Raw genomic sequence first — 17,263 nt, forward strand, 5'->3', positions numbered from 1 at the left:
GTTATGATTTAATGAAGTTTCCAGCGGATTTTAAAAAAAAGTATACTAATCTTTTAGGCGATGATGCACCTTCTTTTTTTGCAGGGTTACAAACTGAGGCAGTTAAAGCATTTCGTGTCAATCCGTTAAAGGAAGATTATGAAAACATTGGTTATCCGCTTGATTATCCAGTATCTTATGCACCAACCGGGTTTTATGGAAGTGTTAGCGGCAAGTCACTGGAGCATCAGACAGGATATGTTTATAGCCAAGAGCCGAGTGCTATGTATGTTGCAGAGGTCGGGAATGTTAAACCAGGTGAGATTATTTTGGATTTATGTGCAGCACCAGGTGGTAAATCAACTCAGATTGCAGCAAAATTAGCTGGTAAGGGTTTGCTTGTTTCAAATGAGATTAATCGAAAAAGGGCAGGCATCCTTGCTGAAAATATTGAGCGTGTTGGGCCGACAAATGTTGTGATTCTAAATGAGAGTCCACAAGGAATGGCACGAAAAATAACGAATTATTTTGATAAGATTTTTGTTGATGCACCATGTTCAGGTGAAGGAATGTTTAGAAAAGATCCCGCTGCAATTAAATATTGGCATAAAGATTATCCAGCAGAATGTGCCGTTAGACAAAAAGAGATTTTGACTGAAGCAATGAAGATGTTGAAGCCAGGAGGTCAGCTAATTTACTCAACCTGCACTTTTGCGCCTGAAGAAGATGAACAGATTATCGAATGGCTCGTGGAAAATTATGAGTTAGCATTAGTTCCTGTGCAGAAGTACGAAGGAATGGATTCGGGATTCTCAAGGCTTGCTGGCAATAATAAAGAGGTGGAAAAGGCAGTCAGGCTATTCCCGCATCATTTTAGAGGCGAGGGGCATTTTATAGCCAAGCTTCAAGACAAAAGAGAAACAACTAATGTTTGCAGTAATATCAAGGAAAAAAAGAAAAAGGAAAAAACAAATTCAGTATTCAGAAGTCTTAGTAAGGAAGAAGAAAAGTTGTGGAAAGATTTTGAAAGCAAAGTCTTCAGGCAGCAACTCTTTATTCTTGATGATCTTAGATGTTGGGGAGATCAGCTTTTCTACTATCCAAGTAACTGGCCCAATATTCAAGATTTGAAATTTATCAAACCCGGTTTTCAGGTTGGAATTTTTAAGAAAAAAAGATTTGAACCAGCATATGGACTTGCCTTGGCAATTAAAAGCACAAATGTACAACAAATTATTGATGTGACAATTGCTGAATGGGAGAACTATGTATCCGGAAATATAATCACATTGGTAGGCAAATTGCCTCCAAATGGCTGGTATGCTCTACGTTGCAACGGAAAAGTATTTGGTTTTGCTAAGTCTGTTAATGGGACTTTGAAGAACTTTTTTCCAAAGGGTTTACGCTTCACAATTTGATGAAGACATACAATAATATAGGGTCTGGTTCAAAAGTTAAATTTTGAACCAGACCCTATATTATTACGAATAAATGTGTTTCATAAGTCAAAATCCGTCGTCTAACTTCGAATTACTTATAATTTCGAGTTGGTACTCAAATTTTCCAGACTTATGTCACACTCTCTATATTTATATTAATTGATTTTTAAAGTTTAGCAGGCTATCAGAAAGTATTAATGAAACTTTACGAAGTTCATCGACATTATGACAGCCTAAAATAGTCATAATAGCTTTGACCTGGTGTTTTAGGCTTTCAATTTGCTTGATTAAACCAGCAATATCCTCTTTTAGTAGGGTGTGCAGAAATAATCCAGAGATTCCAACATTATCTGCACCAAGGCAAAGACATTTGACAATGTCTAGGGCATCCCGAATACCACCAGAAGCTGTAAAAGAAAAATCATTTTCAAATGGTCGGCTTGCAATTAAGCATTCAGCGATATTCATTCCAAAATTGTCTAGACAATTAAAATTCTCGCTATGCAGCCGCTGATTTTCAATTCGTGCAAAATTTGTACCACCACGACCAGAAAGGTCCACATATTTGATATTTATCTTTTTTAATTCTTCTAAGGTAGCAGGGGAAATTCCAAAACCGACTTCCTTTACGATTACAGGTATTTCAAGTTCAGCTGCAATTTCAGCAATCTGATCCTGCCAATAAAAACTACGTTCACCTTCAGGCATAATGATTTCTTGGACAGCATTGAGATGTATTTCCAATGCGTCAGCAGAAATCATCTTAATTGCCTCTTTTGCAGCGTGCAAATTATTTCCTGCACCCAAATTGCCTATTACAAATCCATTAGGCATTGATTCTCTGACAACTTGAAAACTAGTGCTTGCATCTGGAAACTTAACCGCAATACTTTGGGATCCTGTTGCCATTGCAATTCCTGTTTCATTCGCTGCTAAAGCTAATTTTTTATTTAACTTCCTTGTTGAGGGGCTTCCACCTGACATTGCATTAATAAAAAAGGGCACAGCGGACAACTTACCAGCAATGCTAGTAGAATAATCGACCTCTTCTACTGCTATTTCCGGCAAGTTGTTGGGGAGTATCCGAATCTGATCAAGCCCATTATTACTTTGAGTGCTGAACTGCTTTTCTGCAATAAAGACATGTTCGTCTTTACGATGTGCGTGTCTTTGATCCAAAATACTCCTCCTTTTAGAAACTAGTCACTGATTTGGTGAACATGAAGTTTTAGCGGATTAATGCCAATTTTTTTCCAGCTATCAGTTAATAACTGTGTTTCATATTTTTTATTTATTACAACAATTCCGCAATCACCGCCGCCAGCACCAGATGTTTTTGCCGCACCTTTAGCTTTTTCAGCAGTTTCGCATAGTAGGTGAAGAAGAGGTGTCTCAATCTCAACGTTGCTGAGTCGACCAAGTTCCTGCAGTAATTCCCGATTTTTACGAATTTCTTTCTGAATCACTTCAATACTATGATTGTGAAAGCCTTCAATCATGTTTAACAGACATTGCTTGCTTGAGTTCAAAAAGTCTTGGTAGGATAAACGTTTTTCAGCTTTCTTTAGTCCAACTGCATCTACCAAATGTGACGTTGAAGCTGGCGAGCCTGTCCAACCAATCAATAGTTCTAGGTCCGTAGGTGGTGTTAACAATTCAACACTCAGCTGCGGCCACTCAATTGAAAGGAGTTTTTTTAAATTAAAAGTATTTCTTGCGCTTTTAAGCCATTCACGGTCAAAAGAACGATATGCAATCCAGCCACCGTATACACTGGCAGCAATATCGCCTAAGGATCCGTTCCCTTGAATATCAAGGTGTGCAATGGCAGATAATTTAAAGAGAATGTTATTTGCAATTGGCAAATCATAAAAGCGGCAGAGCGCTTTGACGGTCGCTACAGTAACTGCTGCTGAACTTCCCAGACCATACTTTTTTCCATCAGGGCTGTCAAGATCACTATCAATCCGTAAATGATAGCATTTCATAGTCTTATTTAAAGATTGAGCATATGATTCTGTTAGGCGAATGGCAGATAAAATGTAATGGAATGGATTATCACGATTATCAAATATCATATTGTCGCCCTCGCGTTTCCAATACAGTGGTGTCTCTTTGTATTGCTGAGAATTGATCGTTCCATAGTCATCACTTTCTTCGACTGTGACAGTCACGAATTGATTAAGTGCGACTAATATAGCAGGGAATCCAGTTTCAACGACAGCATATTCACCTGCAATATAAAGCTTTCCAGGAGCTTTAACGGTTATCAAAAAATCATGTCCCTTCGACAAATAAGTTAAATTAGGTGTGCGGCAGGCCCAGGTCCAGCCACAAACACCTTTTCTTGACCAAAACTATCCGAAAGAAAGTCTGTAATTACTTGAACATCTTTTTTCAGACAGATGACTTTTAAATTTGGTCCAGCATCTAGAGTATAATAACAGGATATACCTTGTGAACGCAACTTTTCCACAATTTGCATGGCTTTGATTGTATCGGGTTCAAAATAACTAAAATGAGGATGAGCGCTCATATTTAGGGCATGCATCTTCATTGCATTCTCTTCAGAAATCTCTCCAAAAGTTTCGAAGTCTCTTTCTAATATGGCCTGTTTGATATTATTAAGATCCTCAGCAGTATTTTGAATCCAAGCTGAATAATAAGGTGATGTTTCAACGACACGCTTCATTCCAGCTCTGCTAGAAATTTTCTTGTAGTCTGTGCTGATTACAAGAGCCACCATTGTAACCTCGAAATCAGTGGGTATTTTGATTGGATACGCAAATGAAGTTTGGTCATCATTTCCTTCTTGCCACTCGACCAAGCCGCCATAAATGGATCTGCAAGCTGAACCAGAACCTCGTCTTGCTAAGCGTGAGAGTTCTTTTTTATTTAAGTCCAAGCCTGCTGCTTTGCTCGCGGCCAGTGCCAGAGCTGCATAAGCCGAGGCTGAGGATGCTAATCCTGCCGTAGAAGGTACATGGTTTTGTGAAACAACTTTTGCCTTAATACTGATTGCGGCCTTTTGGCGGACAATATCAAGAAATTTGCTAACTTTGATACGATTTTTCTTAGAATTATCAAGCAAAAACAAATCTTCTTTAAGTCGCTCATCAAATGTAACACTTGTTTCGGTATAGAATCGATCCAGTGTTAATGAGAGACTGCTATTCATTGGCAGAATTAGCTCTTCATTCTTTTTTCCCCAATACTTAATCAAGGCAATATTAGTGTGTGCACGAGCTGTGTAAGTTGTCGCATTCATTAATTAACTTCCTCCGTTGCGGTAATTCCTAGGGGCTGAATCCAGGTTTGTGCAGCGCCTTTGCGTTTTAAAATGACTTCGGCTTTTCGCGCTGCTTCTTTGGATGGCATCAAGCAAATGAAACATCCGCCACGACCACCCCCAGTTAATTTGCTGCCAAGTGAACCAAGTTGGTTACTGAGGTTGATTAATCTATCTAGTTTCTCGTTACTAACACCAAGCTTTCTGAGTTGCTCTTGTGCATGATTAAAAGTATCTCCAAGTCCAGCAATATCATTATTATTGAGCTGCTTTTTTGCAGCATATGTGAGTTTTTCAAGTTTGTTCAACAAAACAGTTGTTTCAAAAGGCCTCTTTTGCAGCAGACTGCGAACACCGGCAATAGCTTCGCCAGTTCTACCTTTAATGCCGCTATCACAAATTAATAGACAGCCATCAAGATGAATCGGAATCTTTTTTAATTCCTTTTTTTTAATCATCCAGACAGGTTGGTTGCTGGCTGATGTAGCGGCATCTAAGCCGCTTGGATTACCATGCATATCAATTTCAGAAACATTGGCAAGGGCCAACAAGTCTGCATGTGTAAGTTCTAATTCAAGGAAATTATATAATGCTCTGGTAACTGCAATTGCTGTTGCGGCAGAAGAACCCATACCGCGTTCAGCAGGTAAATCACTTTTTATTGTCATTACAAATGAAAGATCCTGTTTATTGTTTTTTCTTAAAATCAATAATATTAGGTGCTTCAATCCTTTCATTGCTTTAGGCATCGATGCCAAGGGCCCATCAAAATACCGGCTTTTTATTGAAGAAGGCAGATTATAGGTCTGCTCTATTGTGACAGTTGTTTTAACCTCAGACAATGGTAATGCAATTGCTGGTTTTCCGTAAACAACGGAGTGTTCACCAATTAGAATTATTTTAGCGTGGCTTACGCCTTCACTAAAATGGGCATGAAACATAGTCAAAATGCCGCTTCCTTTCTTGCGATAGATTATCTGTAACGCAGTAAGTACAAAAGTTGTATAAGCAAATAGATTATACATATTTATCATTAATATAACAAATATCTGTAATTAAAAGCACAATTAAGGAAAATTTTAATTACTATTGAAGTATTTTGCAAGATAAATTTCTCTAAAGTACGTAAAAAATCTGTTTTTGTGCTAAAATTGCGAATAGATTAAGCTAGAAAGTCGGTGGACTATAATGCGCTCGACAACCACATATGCAGTTGTTGATATTGAGACAACAGGCACGAGTATGGATGGCAGTAATCGGATGCTGCAATTCAGTTGTGTTTTTATAAATAATCAAAAGATAGTTAACACATTTAATACAATGATTAATCCAGGAATACCAATTCCTATTGAAGTTCAAAAACTAACAGGTATTAGTGATAAAAATGTCAGAAAAGCTCCTTTTTTTGAAGACATAGTAGGAACAATTTATTCTTTGTTGCAAGATACGGTATTTGTTGCTCATAACATTAATTTTGATTATCGTTTTTTGAATGAAGAATTTTTACGCTGTGGCTACCCAGAACTGAGTATTCAAGGAATCGATACTGTGCAGCTAAGTCAAATTATTTTACCAACATTACCAAGCTATCGCCTGACATATCTTGGCGAGTATTTTGCTATCAGACATGAACATCCACATCATGCTGACAGTGATGCGTTTGTTACAGCAAAGCTTTTCTTGTTGCTGTTAAGGGCGGTTAACAATCTACCAGTTCAGGTTTTGAAAATAATCAATCGTTTTCGTGAAAACCTTCTTTTCCAAACAGGAGATTGTTTTGCTGATGCTCTTAAAAAGCAGCGGTCAAGGACAGAACGTCTACCAAATTATCTTGAAGCTGTTGGTGAACTAGTATTGAGAGCGGAAGTGCTGACGATTGAGAAGACAAGGGAGCATGATTATCCACAGACGCGCGAACAAAAAGAAAAGTTGTTTGGTAAATTCTTAGAGTGGCGTCCAACACAATCAGAAATGATGGATGAAGCATATCATTTATTAATACAGCAAGAAGAAAAGCAGCTGATGATTGAGGCACCAACTGGGTTAGGTAAGACACTAGGATATTTAATACCTGCATTATATGCTGCTGTCAAGGGACATCCAAGTGTCGTGTCAACAGCCACCACGACTTTACAAATGCAGTTATTAGAGCAGACAGTTCCGCTTCTTAGACAAATAATGCCCTTTAATTTTACGGTAGCTGTTTTAAAGGGGAGCCATAATTACATAGACTTGCAGAAATTTGTTTCGTCTCTTAGCAAACCGCAGAGTAAACCATCACGGCTATTGCAACTTCGAATAGTTGTTTGGTTAACAATGACTAAGACTGGTGATTTGAGTGAACTTCATCTGACAAAAATGCAGGATCCGCTTTTCGATGACATCAGGCATAAAGGACCGTTAAGTATTGAGAGCAGCAGTAGTTATTATACACACGATTTTGTGTTGCAGCAGCAGTTAAGACAAGCGACAGCTGATTTGATAATTACAAATCATTCTTATCTGTTGAATCATGCTGAGGGGCTCGGGGGCTTTAAAAAAAAATCGTTGATTATTGATGAGGCACAGCATTTTGGAAGCATTGCATTGAAGAGCAATCGAGCAGTTATTGATTTTGATTTGATTAAAATTATTTCTGATACACTTTTAGTTAAAATTGGCTCGCAAAGATCTTTTTCGTTTAAAGAATTAGAACAGCAATATTTTCTGTCATCGTCAGAAGCAAAAAAAATTGCAGCACAAATTAGAGTAATTGATAAGAGAGTACCTATACTGCGGGAATTGCTCAAGCAAAGATTCCTGCGAAAAGAAGAAAAAGAAAATAAGGAAGCAGCTTTCAATGAAGTTGCCGTGAAGACAAGTAAATTTCAAGGTTTTGTAAAGGAACATCTTGTAGATTATCAAAAAATCGCTAAGGCTAAAGCAGAATTCCAGATACAACTCTTGCGGTTGAAAACAAAATTTATTGAATTTAAAAGTCAAGAAAGATTGGATGGAAATACGCGAACATTTATACTGGATTTTATTGACGGTGGTCTTGAGCTTTTGAAGGTATTGGAAAACTGGCATCGATTCGAGCTCGATGAACTTGATCAGATTGCTGAAGAAACTGTCATTAGTCTCCAAATTCCAACGAAGCAAATCAATGGTCATTTACGGCTTAGTTTCGGACTTTTTAAGACAAATAATTATCTTTCACCTTTTATTTACTCGAAGTTTGAACACACACTTTTTGTCGGAGCCGCGCTAGTTTTACCGGAGGGTTCAGATTACATGAAAAATCAACTTGACTTGGCTAAGGAAACGAAGGTATTAAAACTCAATGGTAGTTTTGACTATCGAAACCAAGCATTAGGACTATTAATTGCTGATGCACCTGATATCGTCGCTGATACTGAAGGTTATGTAGCCTATTTAGGCAGGGTCATAGAGGATATTCTAAGCAATAATAATAAGCAGACAATGATTTTATTCAATTCGCTTGAGATGATTTCTAAAATCTATGATTATTTACGGCAAGCTGAGGTTTCTGACGAGAGACTGATTATCGCTCAAGGAATTACAGGTAGTAATGAAAAAATAATTAAGATGTTTGAATTGGGTGACAATGCTGTTTTACTTGGATCAGGAACTTTTTGGGAAGGCATTGATCTGCCTAAGGATCGGTTGGAGCTTTTGGTTATCACACGGCTGCCATTTCAGCCACCAGATACTTTGGTCAATCGTGCGAAGTATCGCTTGGCACAAAGCCAAGGGCAAGATTCGTTTAAGACAATTGCGTTGCCAGAAGCAATGTTTCGTTTGAAACAGGGACTTGGTCGATTGATTAGAACAAAGGAAGACAAGGGGGTCGTAATTGTTTTGGATAGCCGGGTGGTCTCGAGAACATATGGTGCTAAATTACGAGAAGTTTTTCCACATGAGATGCCAGTAAGAATTATCGAGTCAACCGAAATTCAGAATTATTTGTTTGATTTTTGGGAAAATTAGAGACGTTATCTTCAAAAAGAAGTTTATTATTGTTATAATAATAAGGACGTCGGTAACAATATATTTAATTAAATGATATGCGAGGTTCTTATGAAGAGGGCAAAAGATTATCGTAGCGGCACAAAAAAACTCTTTGCAGTTGCTGTCATAGTGGTTTTACTTTTTGGTGTATTCATCATTTGGTGGCAAGCACAGTCACCGAAGGAAACCGCTGAAAAGAATGCAGTTAGTTTTGCACGCAAGCATGCTGCTTTGAAAACAGAAACAGATTTTTATTTATTCAACAGAGAAAAGACTTACTTCACTGTAGCGGGTACCAACTCTAAGAAGCAGAAGATTTATGTTATTATTGCGAAAAAGGGTGGAGCTACAAAAATATTGCAGCAAAAAAAGGGTATTACTGAAGAAGATGCTGTCTCATTGGCAAAAAAAGAAAAACCTAAGAAAATCTTAAAGACAGCTTTGGGACTTTGGTCTAATGAACCTGTTTGGGAAGTAACATATCTTAATAAGTCGGACAACCTTTGCTATATTCTGTATGCATACAAAGATGGCAACACGGTAAAGTCTATTCAAAATATTTAGTAGATTGAAGGCATAGTTTATGAGAATTTCAAAAAGAGTAATGCAAATCCAACCATCAGCAACACTTGAATTATCAGCTAAAGCAAAACAAATGAAATCTGAGGGAATTGATGTTATTAATCTTGGCGTTGGTGAACCTGATTTTAATACACCAAAGAATATCAAGGCAGCTGCAATTAGGGCAATTAAGGAAGGCAAATCTGATTTTTATACTTCTGCTACAGGAATCAATGAGCTAAAAAAAGCAATCTGTATAAGGACTGCGACTGATTTTGGAGTTAATTATGAGCCAAATCAAGTTGCTGTAACAGTGGGCGGCAAGTTTTCTTTATATGTTTTGGCTCAAACGTTGTTGGACGAAGGTGATGAAGTCTTAATACCTCTACCATATTGGGTGAGCTATGGTGAACAAGTGAAATTAGCAGGTGGGGTACCTGTATTTGTTACACCAGAAAACGGTTTAAAGGTAACTGTGGAAGAACTTGAGAATGCAAGAACAGACAGATCACGTATTGTGATTATCAACTCACCTCAGAATCCATCAGGGTTGATTTATACACGGGATGAACTTGAAGCAATTGGCAATTGGGCTGTTGCACATGATATTGTGATTATTACTGATGATATGTATGGTAAGTTGGTATATAATGGGGCGCATTTTGTATCTCTGATTGAGCTTAGTGATGAGATTAGAAAGCAGACGATTTTGGTTAGCGGTTTGTCCAAGGCTTACTCAATGACAGGTTGGAGAATTGGTTATACAATTGCTCCGGCTGAAGTAATTAAGAAAATGGGCGCATTGATTGGACATGCGACAAGTAATCTTGCTGCAGTCAGTCAATATGCTGCGCTTGAGGCATTAACGGGTCCGCAGGAAGTAGTTGAAGATATGCGGAATGCTTTTGAAGAAAGACTGAATAAAATTTATCCTGAATTAACTGCATTACCCGGAGTTACTTTGGAAAATAAGCCGCAAGGCGCATTTTACCTGTTTCCTAATGTTAAGGAAACTGTAAAATTGACAGGCTTTGCCTCTACTGCTGAATTTGTGGCAGCATTGTTATCTGAGGCCCATGTGGCAGTCGTTGTTGGAAGTGCATTTGGTATGTCTGACCATATAAGAATGAGTTATGCTACTGATTTAGAGAGTTTAGAAGAGGCTGTTAAGAGAATAAAAGCATTTATTGAAAAACGTATGTAGGAGGATTCTTTTGTTGAAGACAATTAGTATTATTGACGCAAAAAATCACATTGGTGAAGAAGTGAAGATTGGAGTTTGGCTTACAAATAAGCGATCAAGCGGAAAAATTGCTTTTTTGCAATTACGTGATGGAACAGCATTTTTCCAAGGAGTGGTAGTTAAAAATAATGTTAGCGAAGAAGTTTTTGCTCTTGCTAAAGAAGTCAAGCAAGAAGAAAGTCTCTACGTGACAGGGACTATCCATGAGGATCAGCGTTCACCATTTGGGTATGAAATAGAATTATCAGGAATTGAAAAAGTTGGGGCAAGTGAGAACTATCCAATCTCGCCTAAGGAACATGGTGTCGACTTTTTAATGGATCATCGTCATTTATGGTTGCGTTCCAAACGCCAATTTGCAGTAATGAAAATTCGCAACGAGGTAATTAGGGCAACCTATGAGTTTTTCAACAAAGAAGGTTTCATCAAGATTGATGCACCAATCTTGACGGGTTCTGCTCCAGAAGGAACAACGGAACTCTTTCACACCAAGTATTTCGATAAAGATGCCTATCTTTCTCAGTCGGGACAGCTTTATGAAGAAGCTGGTGCCATGGCTTATGGCAAAGTATTTTCATTTGGTCCGACATTTAGAGCCGAAAAATCTAAAACAAGGCGGCATTTAATTGAATTCTGGATGATCGAGCCAGAAATGGCTTTTATGCATCAAGAAGAAAGTCTAGAAATTCAGGAACGTTACATTGCATTCTTAGTTCAAAGCATAATCGATAATTGTACCTACGAGCTTGGAATTTTGGAACGTGATGTTGCTGTTTTGAAAAAGTATACTGAACTCCCATACCCAAGAATTTCTTACGATGAAGCGATTGAAATGTTGCAAAAATCGGGTGAATTCTCTGACATAGAATGGGGCGTGGATTTCGGTTCTCCAGAAGAAACATATTTGGCTGAACACTTTAGCAAGCCGGTTTTTGTTGTGAATTATCCTAAAGCAATTAAGCCTTTTTACATGAAGCCACATCCGACACGCGCAGATGTTGTGATATGTGCTGACTTACTGGCACCTGAGGGCTATGGTGAAATTATCGGCGGTTCTGAAAGAGCGACTGATCCAGCGTTCTTAGAGACACAAATTGAAAAAGCTGGATTAAATAAAGATGATTACCAATGGTACTTAGACTTACGTCGCTATGGTAGTGTGCCTCATTCTGGTTTTGGTTTGGGACTTGAGCGTGCAATTACATGGCTTACTGGTGAGGAACATATTCGTGAGGCAATTCCATTTCCACGTTTATTGAACAGAATCTATCCATAAGGAAGTAAGCTAAAAGCAGTTAGGGTAATGTATATTATCTTGACGGCTTTTTATTTAAAAATGAAGAGTGGGGAGTATGAATGGATAAAGCATTTGAAGAATATCTTAAAGCAGGACAGACAACTATTTCTAATCTTATTCTTTATAATTATCCGCTGCTTGGTTTGAATGAGACCGAAATGATATTGGTATTTCAGATAATGAGTGCAACTCAAGCAGGTAATTCTTTCCCAGGAGTAGAGCTCATCTCCAAGCGGATGGGAAAAAGTGAAGCTGAAGTTTATCAAGCAATGCATAGCTTGATCCAAAAGAACATTATGGAAATAACTAGTATTCAAGATGAAAGTGGGATTAAGCATGATATCTATCAATTTAAAAAATTGTTCGAAAAACTAATAATGTTGGAACAACAAAAACAAAAGTCTCTGGTGAACAAAGATTTTAAGTCCACTCAAGAAAAGGTTTTTCAAAGCATTGAAGTTGAGTTTGGTAGGCCGTTATCACCCATTGAGATTGAAACGGTTAATCTATGGCTGCACAAGGACAATTATTTACCTGAATTGATTCTGTTGGCATTGAGAGAAGCGGTGCTGAATCAGGCATACAGTCTGAAGTATATTGACCGAATTTTGTTAAGTTGGGAAAGACAAAATATTCGATCTGCACAGGATGTACAACGAGAACAACAAAGAAAAAGGATGAAAACCCAGGATAGCTCGGCGAGTCAGGGCAGAACGAAAAGTGATCCAGACAGACCAAGTATTCCTTTATATCATTGGTCAAATAATAACAAAAAGGAGTAAGTTAATGTTATCTAATGAAGAATGTTTGCAGGCAATTGAAATAATGGGTGAATCATTTCCTGATGCACATTCTTCGCTGGTTGCGGATACAGATTTTCATTTTTTATTAGCTGTTATCATGAGTGCGCAAACAACTGATAAAGCCGTGAATATGTTAACGCCTAAGCTTTTTGAAACATATAGGACACCGCATGAATTGGCAGAAGCTGATGTCACTGTTGTGATGGCAATGATTAGAACAATCGGACTATATCGTAATAAAGCAAAGTACTTGGTTGCATGTGCGCAAAAAATTGTTGCGGATTTCGCTGGAGTTGTGCCACAATCGCGCAAGGAATTGATGTCGTTGCCGGGTGTTGGGAGAAAAACTGCGGACGTTGTTCTGGCTGAATGTTTTGGGATACCTGCAATTGCTGTTGACACCCATGTTACCAGAGTATCTAAGCGCCTGAGAATGGTTGCACAAGATGCTGATGTGCTAAAAATTGAGCGGACTTTGATGAAAAAACTCCCGGAATCTGTTTGGATTGTTGCACATTTTAGGATGATATATTGGGGACGATACCAATGCATGGCTCGTTCACCTAAATGTGAAACTTGCCCATTACTTGAAATGTGTGCGGAAGGAAAAGAACGTGTGAGAACAAATTAAAGGTCGTAACTATTAATTACATCAAAATAGCTTAGTAAGTATTTCTAATAACGCTGTCCTCTCGTTAGGAGTTAAAGGAGCAAAGAACTTCTGAAATATAGCAGTATCGCGCTCAGATAATTTTAAAAGAAGATCATGCCCTTTGTTAGTTATTGCTATTTGATAAGCTCTGCGATCTGATGTTTGTTTACGTGTGATGAGTCCTTGTTGTTCAATACTTTTTAAAGTACGACTAGTTGCAGCTGGATTAACGTTGAGTTTGGCTGCTAATTCTTTAGATGTACTATTGTTGTAACGATTAATATTTACCAATAATTGATATTGTGAAGCATAAATTCCGTATTCTTTGAGATGATCATTTAATAAATTAGTAATTTTTCGCGAAACTTGGTTGAGTGAGTGCGCAAGATCTTTTTCATTAATTTGAACCAAAGTAGGTATCCTCCTTCCCGTTTGATGTGTTTGTCAAGCTAAATAAATAAGTTACTAATAAAAAAAATGAACGGAATAGTGATAAGACTCAAGAGAGTTGAAATCCCCATCAATGTAATTGCAGGGCTAACGTTATCGTGAATTTGAAGCGTAAACAAGACAACTATTCCGCCAACTGGACAGGCCATCATTAGAATTATTGTTGATAACGCAAGACCACTTATCCCAAGCAAAGGCATAATAATAAGCGTTAGTAACGGATAGAATATATTACGAAGAATTAGTGAGATAATGATTGGGCGGGTTAACTTGCATTTTTTAAGGCTAATATTGGCCAAACTATTTCCGATTACAAGCATCGAAACTGGGGTATTAATTGAACTAATATACTTAATAATTTGATTAAGTAGTGCAGGTAATTCAATTGAGAAATAAAAAATATTCAGACCCAAAATAATGGCAATAATATTGGGATTAGACAGAACTTTACGAAATTTTTGGCTAATACTATGTTCGGTTTTTGATGTGACAAACATTGATATGCCATGTGTCCAATTAAAAAGATTGAAGAAAATCAAAGGAACCACAGCGTAGAAGACACCGCTAGAACCAAATAAGGAGCTAACAAGTGGAATACCTATAAAACCAGCATTGGAATATACGCTACTAAATTTTGATATTCGACGCATATTGCGATCTTTAACGTGTTTGAATATGAGACTGGACAAAAAAATTTGAACTAAATACAAAATGAATGTTCCAAGTGCAATCATTAAAAAGATATGTACGCGGCTGGCAGAGTAAGGAGTTTCAAAAGATTTGATAATTAGGCATGGAGATACAATGTAAAGCAAAATATTGGTTAGATCATTGGCAGTTTGTTCATGAAGGAATTTCAACTTATTAGTTAAAACACCAACTAACATTAAACCAAACATCAGGATAATTTGATTGAATAACAAGTCGATATTCATCTGAATTTTCTCCTTAATAGCTAAAACTGGTATTTTTTGAAAAAATTAAATAATAATGGTTAACTAGTTAACTATTATGAAATTGTAACTCTTTTTTGTCAAGAAACTTATGAAACACGTTTATACGGAATAAATAAAGGAGCTGCATCAAAATTTAACTTTTGACCCAGCTCCCTTAACTTCATCCAGCTATACCGTTGTTTACTTACCAACAAACTGTGATTCTATTTATTTCGATGTTGTTTTCCCGCATTGCGCGAACGGTTATTAGTTGATACATTATTATTATTTCCCTTTTTACTCTCAGGTTTTTCAACTACTGGAGTTGCAGGAGTTACTATTTTCTTAGGTGGATTTTTCTTTAATTCAGCTTCTATTTCTGCACGGATTTTTGGTCGCATTGCATTTACCAAAATAGTTTGCAAACAAGCAAAGATTCCACCAACAAAGAAATACAGTCCCAAACCAGCAGGTGAGACAAATGTCATTCCGCCTAACATGATTGGTGTGATAAAAAGCATTGACTGCATCTGCTTTTTTTGCTCTGGAGCAACTCCAAGGAGTGAAAGATAAGCCTGTATCCCATAGATGATAACCGTTAAAACAGCAAGGATAATACTTGGATTTCCTAGATTGATTCCCATGAAAACAGTTTTTGACAATTCAGGCGAGTATTGAATTGCTGCGTATAGAGCTGCAAAAATCGGCATTTGAATAAGTAATGGCAAACAACCAATTCCACCTGTCATGGAAATACCATTTTCACGATACAGTGCCATCATTTCTTGGCTAATTGCTGTCTTTTCTTCAGTTGAGGATGCGTTTTTCTGACGTTCTTGAATATCAGCCATTTGTGGACGAACAGAAGCCATCTTCTCTTGCTGGATTGTTGCACCACGGGCTTGTCTTAGCATCAAGGGCATGAGACACATTCTTACAATAAAGGTGATTGCTATTATTGCCCAACCGTAGCTGCCTCCCATTACACTTGTTAGCCAATTGATAACGTGTTGCGTGGGTATAGCTAAATGATCGTAGATTAAGCCATATGGTTTACCGCTTTTAGTTCTTTGAACGCAGCCGCTTAAAATCAAAGAAGCGACAACGAACACTGGTAACATAGTAAGACGCTTTATTTTTTTCATTGTATTGTTCCTTTCAAATAAACTACGCTATTTACTATACTTTATATATAGTACTTTTTCAATTACACTTCACAATATAATAATTTATTAAGAAATATTGAATTTTTAACTAAAGGGTTACTTCAAATGACGTATATTCTTTTATCTCGTTATCAGCAATAGTGTAATTGGAAACACGGCCGCTGGGACTGGGTGACGCGATAATTTTCTTGGCAAAGTTGTGAACTGCTTGCGGATTACCTTGTGCTTCAATATAGACTGAACCATCACTTTGATTTTTCACGATTCCAGTTATATTTAATTGATCAGCTACCATTTTTGTACAATAACGGAAACCAACGCCTTGTACTCTGCCCTGGATTGTTATTTTAATAGATTTCATGATAAACACTCCTCGTATTATATAAATTAATTCTTACAAATTTTAGTTAGTTACTTGCATTCTGGTTACCACATGATAACTTCTAATTTACCCACTCACATGTTGTTCCGATTAGATGCTTTGTTTCATTATATATTAGTATGATTTAAGTTGATCGTTATATGCTATACTTGTTTAGAAATTATTAAATTGGAGAAGATATTAATGGAAATTATCCAGTCACCCCAGAATAAACAGGTTAAGGAATGGAAAAAGCTTTCTTCTAAAAAAGGACGTTTAAATCAAAAACAATATATTTTGGATGGTTGGCATCTTGTTAAAGAAGCACTGCAAGCTAATGAAAGTATTCAGCGTTTCTTAATTGTACCAGATTCGCGGTATGTTGATGAATTCAACGAATTTAATGTGACAAAAGCAGAGATTACATATATTTCTCCTGAAGTTGCCCATGCTTTAAGTGAAACTCCCAGTCCACAAGGTGTTTTTGCGATTATTATGATTGATGAATCGAAAAATGTGCTACCGTCAGATTTAACTGGTGCATGGTTGTTGCTTGACAGTGTTCAAAATCCTGGAAATATTGGAACTATGATTCGAACAGCAGATGCAGCAGGTTTCAGAGGTGTTGTATTTGGAGATGGAACTGGCGATTTGTATCAGCCAAAAGTTGTTCGTTCAATGCAGGGAAGCCAGTTTCATTTACAATTATTGCAGTCTGATTTGACAACTTTCATTGCTGAACTGAAAAAGAAGGAAATTCCTACGTTTGGGACTGAACTAAACAAGGATGCCAAAAGTTATGACGAGATTGGCAAGTATTCTGATTTTGGGTTAATAATGGGTAATGAAGGTAACGGTGTTCAAGCTAAACATTTGGAAATGACTAAGTATAATTTATATATCCCAATCATTGGGCAGGCAGAATCTTTAAATGTGGCAGTCGCTGCTGGAATCTTAATGTACACCTTAAAAAGCTAATTATTAAGATTAGTTTATAAACTTCCAAGTTCAATATTTAATAATTGCAAATTATACTGATTTAGGTATGATAGAGATAACTTTATTAAGAGGTGTATT

General features: G+C 37.2%; 16 protein-coding genes. 8 read left to right on the forward strand and 8 right to left on the reverse strand.

Features of this window, described 5'->3' with window-relative positions:
• Positions 1–11: 11 nt before the first annotated feature.
• A complete protein-coding gene (locus FFX44_RS05020) occupies positions 12–1,397 on the forward strand; it encodes an RsmB/NOP family class I SAM-dependent RNA methyltransferase (RefSeq protein WP_289978498.1) in 1,386 nt (461 codons plus the stop codon).
• 171 nt (positions 1,398–1,568) lie between these two features.
• On the opposite strand, the gene fni is transcribed toward FFX44_RS05020, so the two are convergent.
• From fni to mvk, 4 genes are read right to left on the reverse strand one after another with little or no spacing between them, the layout of a single operon-like run.
• The gene (gene fni, locus FFX44_RS05025; protein WP_289978500.1) at positions 1,569–2,597 is read right to left on the reverse strand and encodes a type 2 isopentenyl-diphosphate Delta-isomerase; all 1,029 of its coding nucleotides are present in this window, start codon (positions 2,595–2,597) and stop codon (positions 1,569–1,571) included.
• Positions 2,598–2,617: 20 nt separating this feature from the next.
• On the reverse strand, positions 2,618–3,691 hold the full coding sequence (locus FFX44_RS05030; RefSeq protein WP_289978502.1) for a phosphomevalonate kinase: 1,074 nt from the start codon (positions 3,689–3,691) through the stop codon (positions 2,618–2,620).
• 26 nt (positions 3,692–3,717) lie between these two features.
• Positions 3,718–4,686: a diphosphomevalonate decarboxylase gene (mvaD, locus tag FFX44_RS05035; protein WP_289978504.1), complete on the reverse strand. Its 969-nt coding sequence runs from the start codon at positions 4,684–4,686 to the stop codon at positions 3,718–3,720.
• Positions 4,686–5,648 (reverse strand): mevalonate kinase, encoded by a 963-nt coding sequence (mvk, locus tag FFX44_RS05040; protein ID WP_289978653.1) that lies wholly within the window; start codon positions 5,646–5,648, stop codon positions 4,686–4,688. Before mvk ends, mvaD begins: the two co-directional genes overlap by 1 nt.
• 247 nt (positions 5,649–5,895) lie before the next feature.
• Between mvk and FFX44_RS05045 the strand changes: the two genes are divergently transcribed.
• From FFX44_RS05045 to nth, 6 genes are all read left to right on the forward strand, one after another.
• Positions 5,896–8,697 carry a helicase C-terminal domain-containing protein gene (locus FFX44_RS05045; RefSeq protein ID WP_289978505.1) on the forward strand — a complete coding sequence of 934 codons (2,802 nt, stop codon included), beginning with the start codon at positions 5,896–5,898 and terminating at the stop codon, positions 8,695–8,697.
• 90 nt (positions 8,698–8,787) lie between these two features.
• The gene (locus tag FFX44_RS05050) at positions 8,788–9,282 is read left to right on the forward strand and encodes a DUF5590 domain-containing protein (RefSeq protein WP_289978506.1); all 495 of its coding nucleotides are present in this window, start codon (positions 8,788–8,790) and stop codon (positions 9,280–9,282) included.
• A gap of 19 nt (positions 9,283–9,301) precedes the next feature.
• Positions 9,302–10,483: a pyridoxal phosphate-dependent aminotransferase gene (locus tag FFX44_RS05055; protein ID WP_289978508.1), complete on the forward strand. Its 1,182-nt coding sequence runs from the start codon at positions 9,302–9,304 to the stop codon at positions 10,481–10,483.
• 13 nt (positions 10,484–10,496) lie between these two features.
• Complete coding sequence (asnS, locus tag FFX44_RS05060; RefSeq protein WP_289978509.1) at positions 10,497–11,798, forward strand: asparagine--tRNA ligase; 1,302 nt, start codon at positions 10,497–10,499, stop codon at positions 11,796–11,798.
• An 80-nt stretch (positions 11,799–11,878) separates the two neighbouring features.
• Positions 11,879–12,601 carry a DnaD domain-containing protein gene (locus FFX44_RS05065; RefSeq protein ID WP_289978510.1) on the forward strand — a complete coding sequence of 241 codons (723 nt, stop codon included), beginning with the start codon at positions 11,879–11,881 and terminating at the stop codon, positions 12,599–12,601.
• A 4-nt stretch (positions 12,602–12,605) separates the two neighbouring features.
• Positions 12,606–13,253: an endonuclease III gene (gene nth, locus FFX44_RS05070; protein WP_289978511.1), complete on the forward strand. Its 648-nt coding sequence runs from the start codon at positions 12,606–12,608 to the stop codon at positions 13,251–13,253.
• 21 nt (positions 13,254–13,274) lie between these two features.
• On the opposite strand, the gene FFX44_RS05075 is transcribed toward nth, so the two are convergent.
• From FFX44_RS05075 to FFX44_RS05090, 4 genes are all read right to left on the reverse strand, one after another.
• Positions 13,275–13,685: a MarR family transcriptional regulator gene (locus FFX44_RS05075; RefSeq protein WP_289978514.1), complete on the reverse strand. Its 411-nt coding sequence runs from the start codon at positions 13,683–13,685 to the stop codon at positions 13,275–13,277.
• A 38-nt stretch (positions 13,686–13,723) separates the two neighbouring features.
• The gene (locus FFX44_RS05080) at positions 13,724–14,659 is read right to left on the reverse strand and encodes an AEC family transporter (RefSeq protein WP_289978519.1); all 936 of its coding nucleotides are present in this window, start codon (positions 14,657–14,659) and stop codon (positions 13,724–13,726) included.
• A 224-nt stretch (positions 14,660–14,883) separates the two neighbouring features.
• Positions 14,884–15,804: a membrane protein insertase YidC gene (gene yidC, locus FFX44_RS05085; RefSeq protein ID WP_289978522.1), complete on the reverse strand. Its 921-nt coding sequence runs from the start codon at positions 15,802–15,804 to the stop codon at positions 14,884–14,886.
• 109 nt (positions 15,805–15,913) lie between these two features.
• Positions 15,914–16,186, reverse strand: a complete 273-nt coding sequence (locus FFX44_RS05090; RefSeq protein WP_289978524.1) for an acylphosphatase — start codon at positions 16,184–16,186, stop codon at positions 15,914–15,916.
• Between the two features lie 204 nt (positions 16,187–16,390).
• Between FFX44_RS05090 and FFX44_RS05095 the strand changes: the two genes are divergently transcribed.
• The gene (locus tag FFX44_RS05095; protein WP_289978525.1) at positions 16,391–17,164 is read left to right on the forward strand and encodes an RNA methyltransferase; all 774 of its coding nucleotides are present in this window, start codon (positions 16,391–16,393) and stop codon (positions 17,162–17,164) included.
• Positions 17,165–17,263: the final 99 nt, after the last annotated feature.

The organism is Lactobacillus sp. UCMA15818 (assembly GCF_030400225.1).
Classification (GTDB): Bacteria; Bacillota; Bacilli; order Lactobacillales; family Lactobacillaceae; genus Liquorilactobacillus.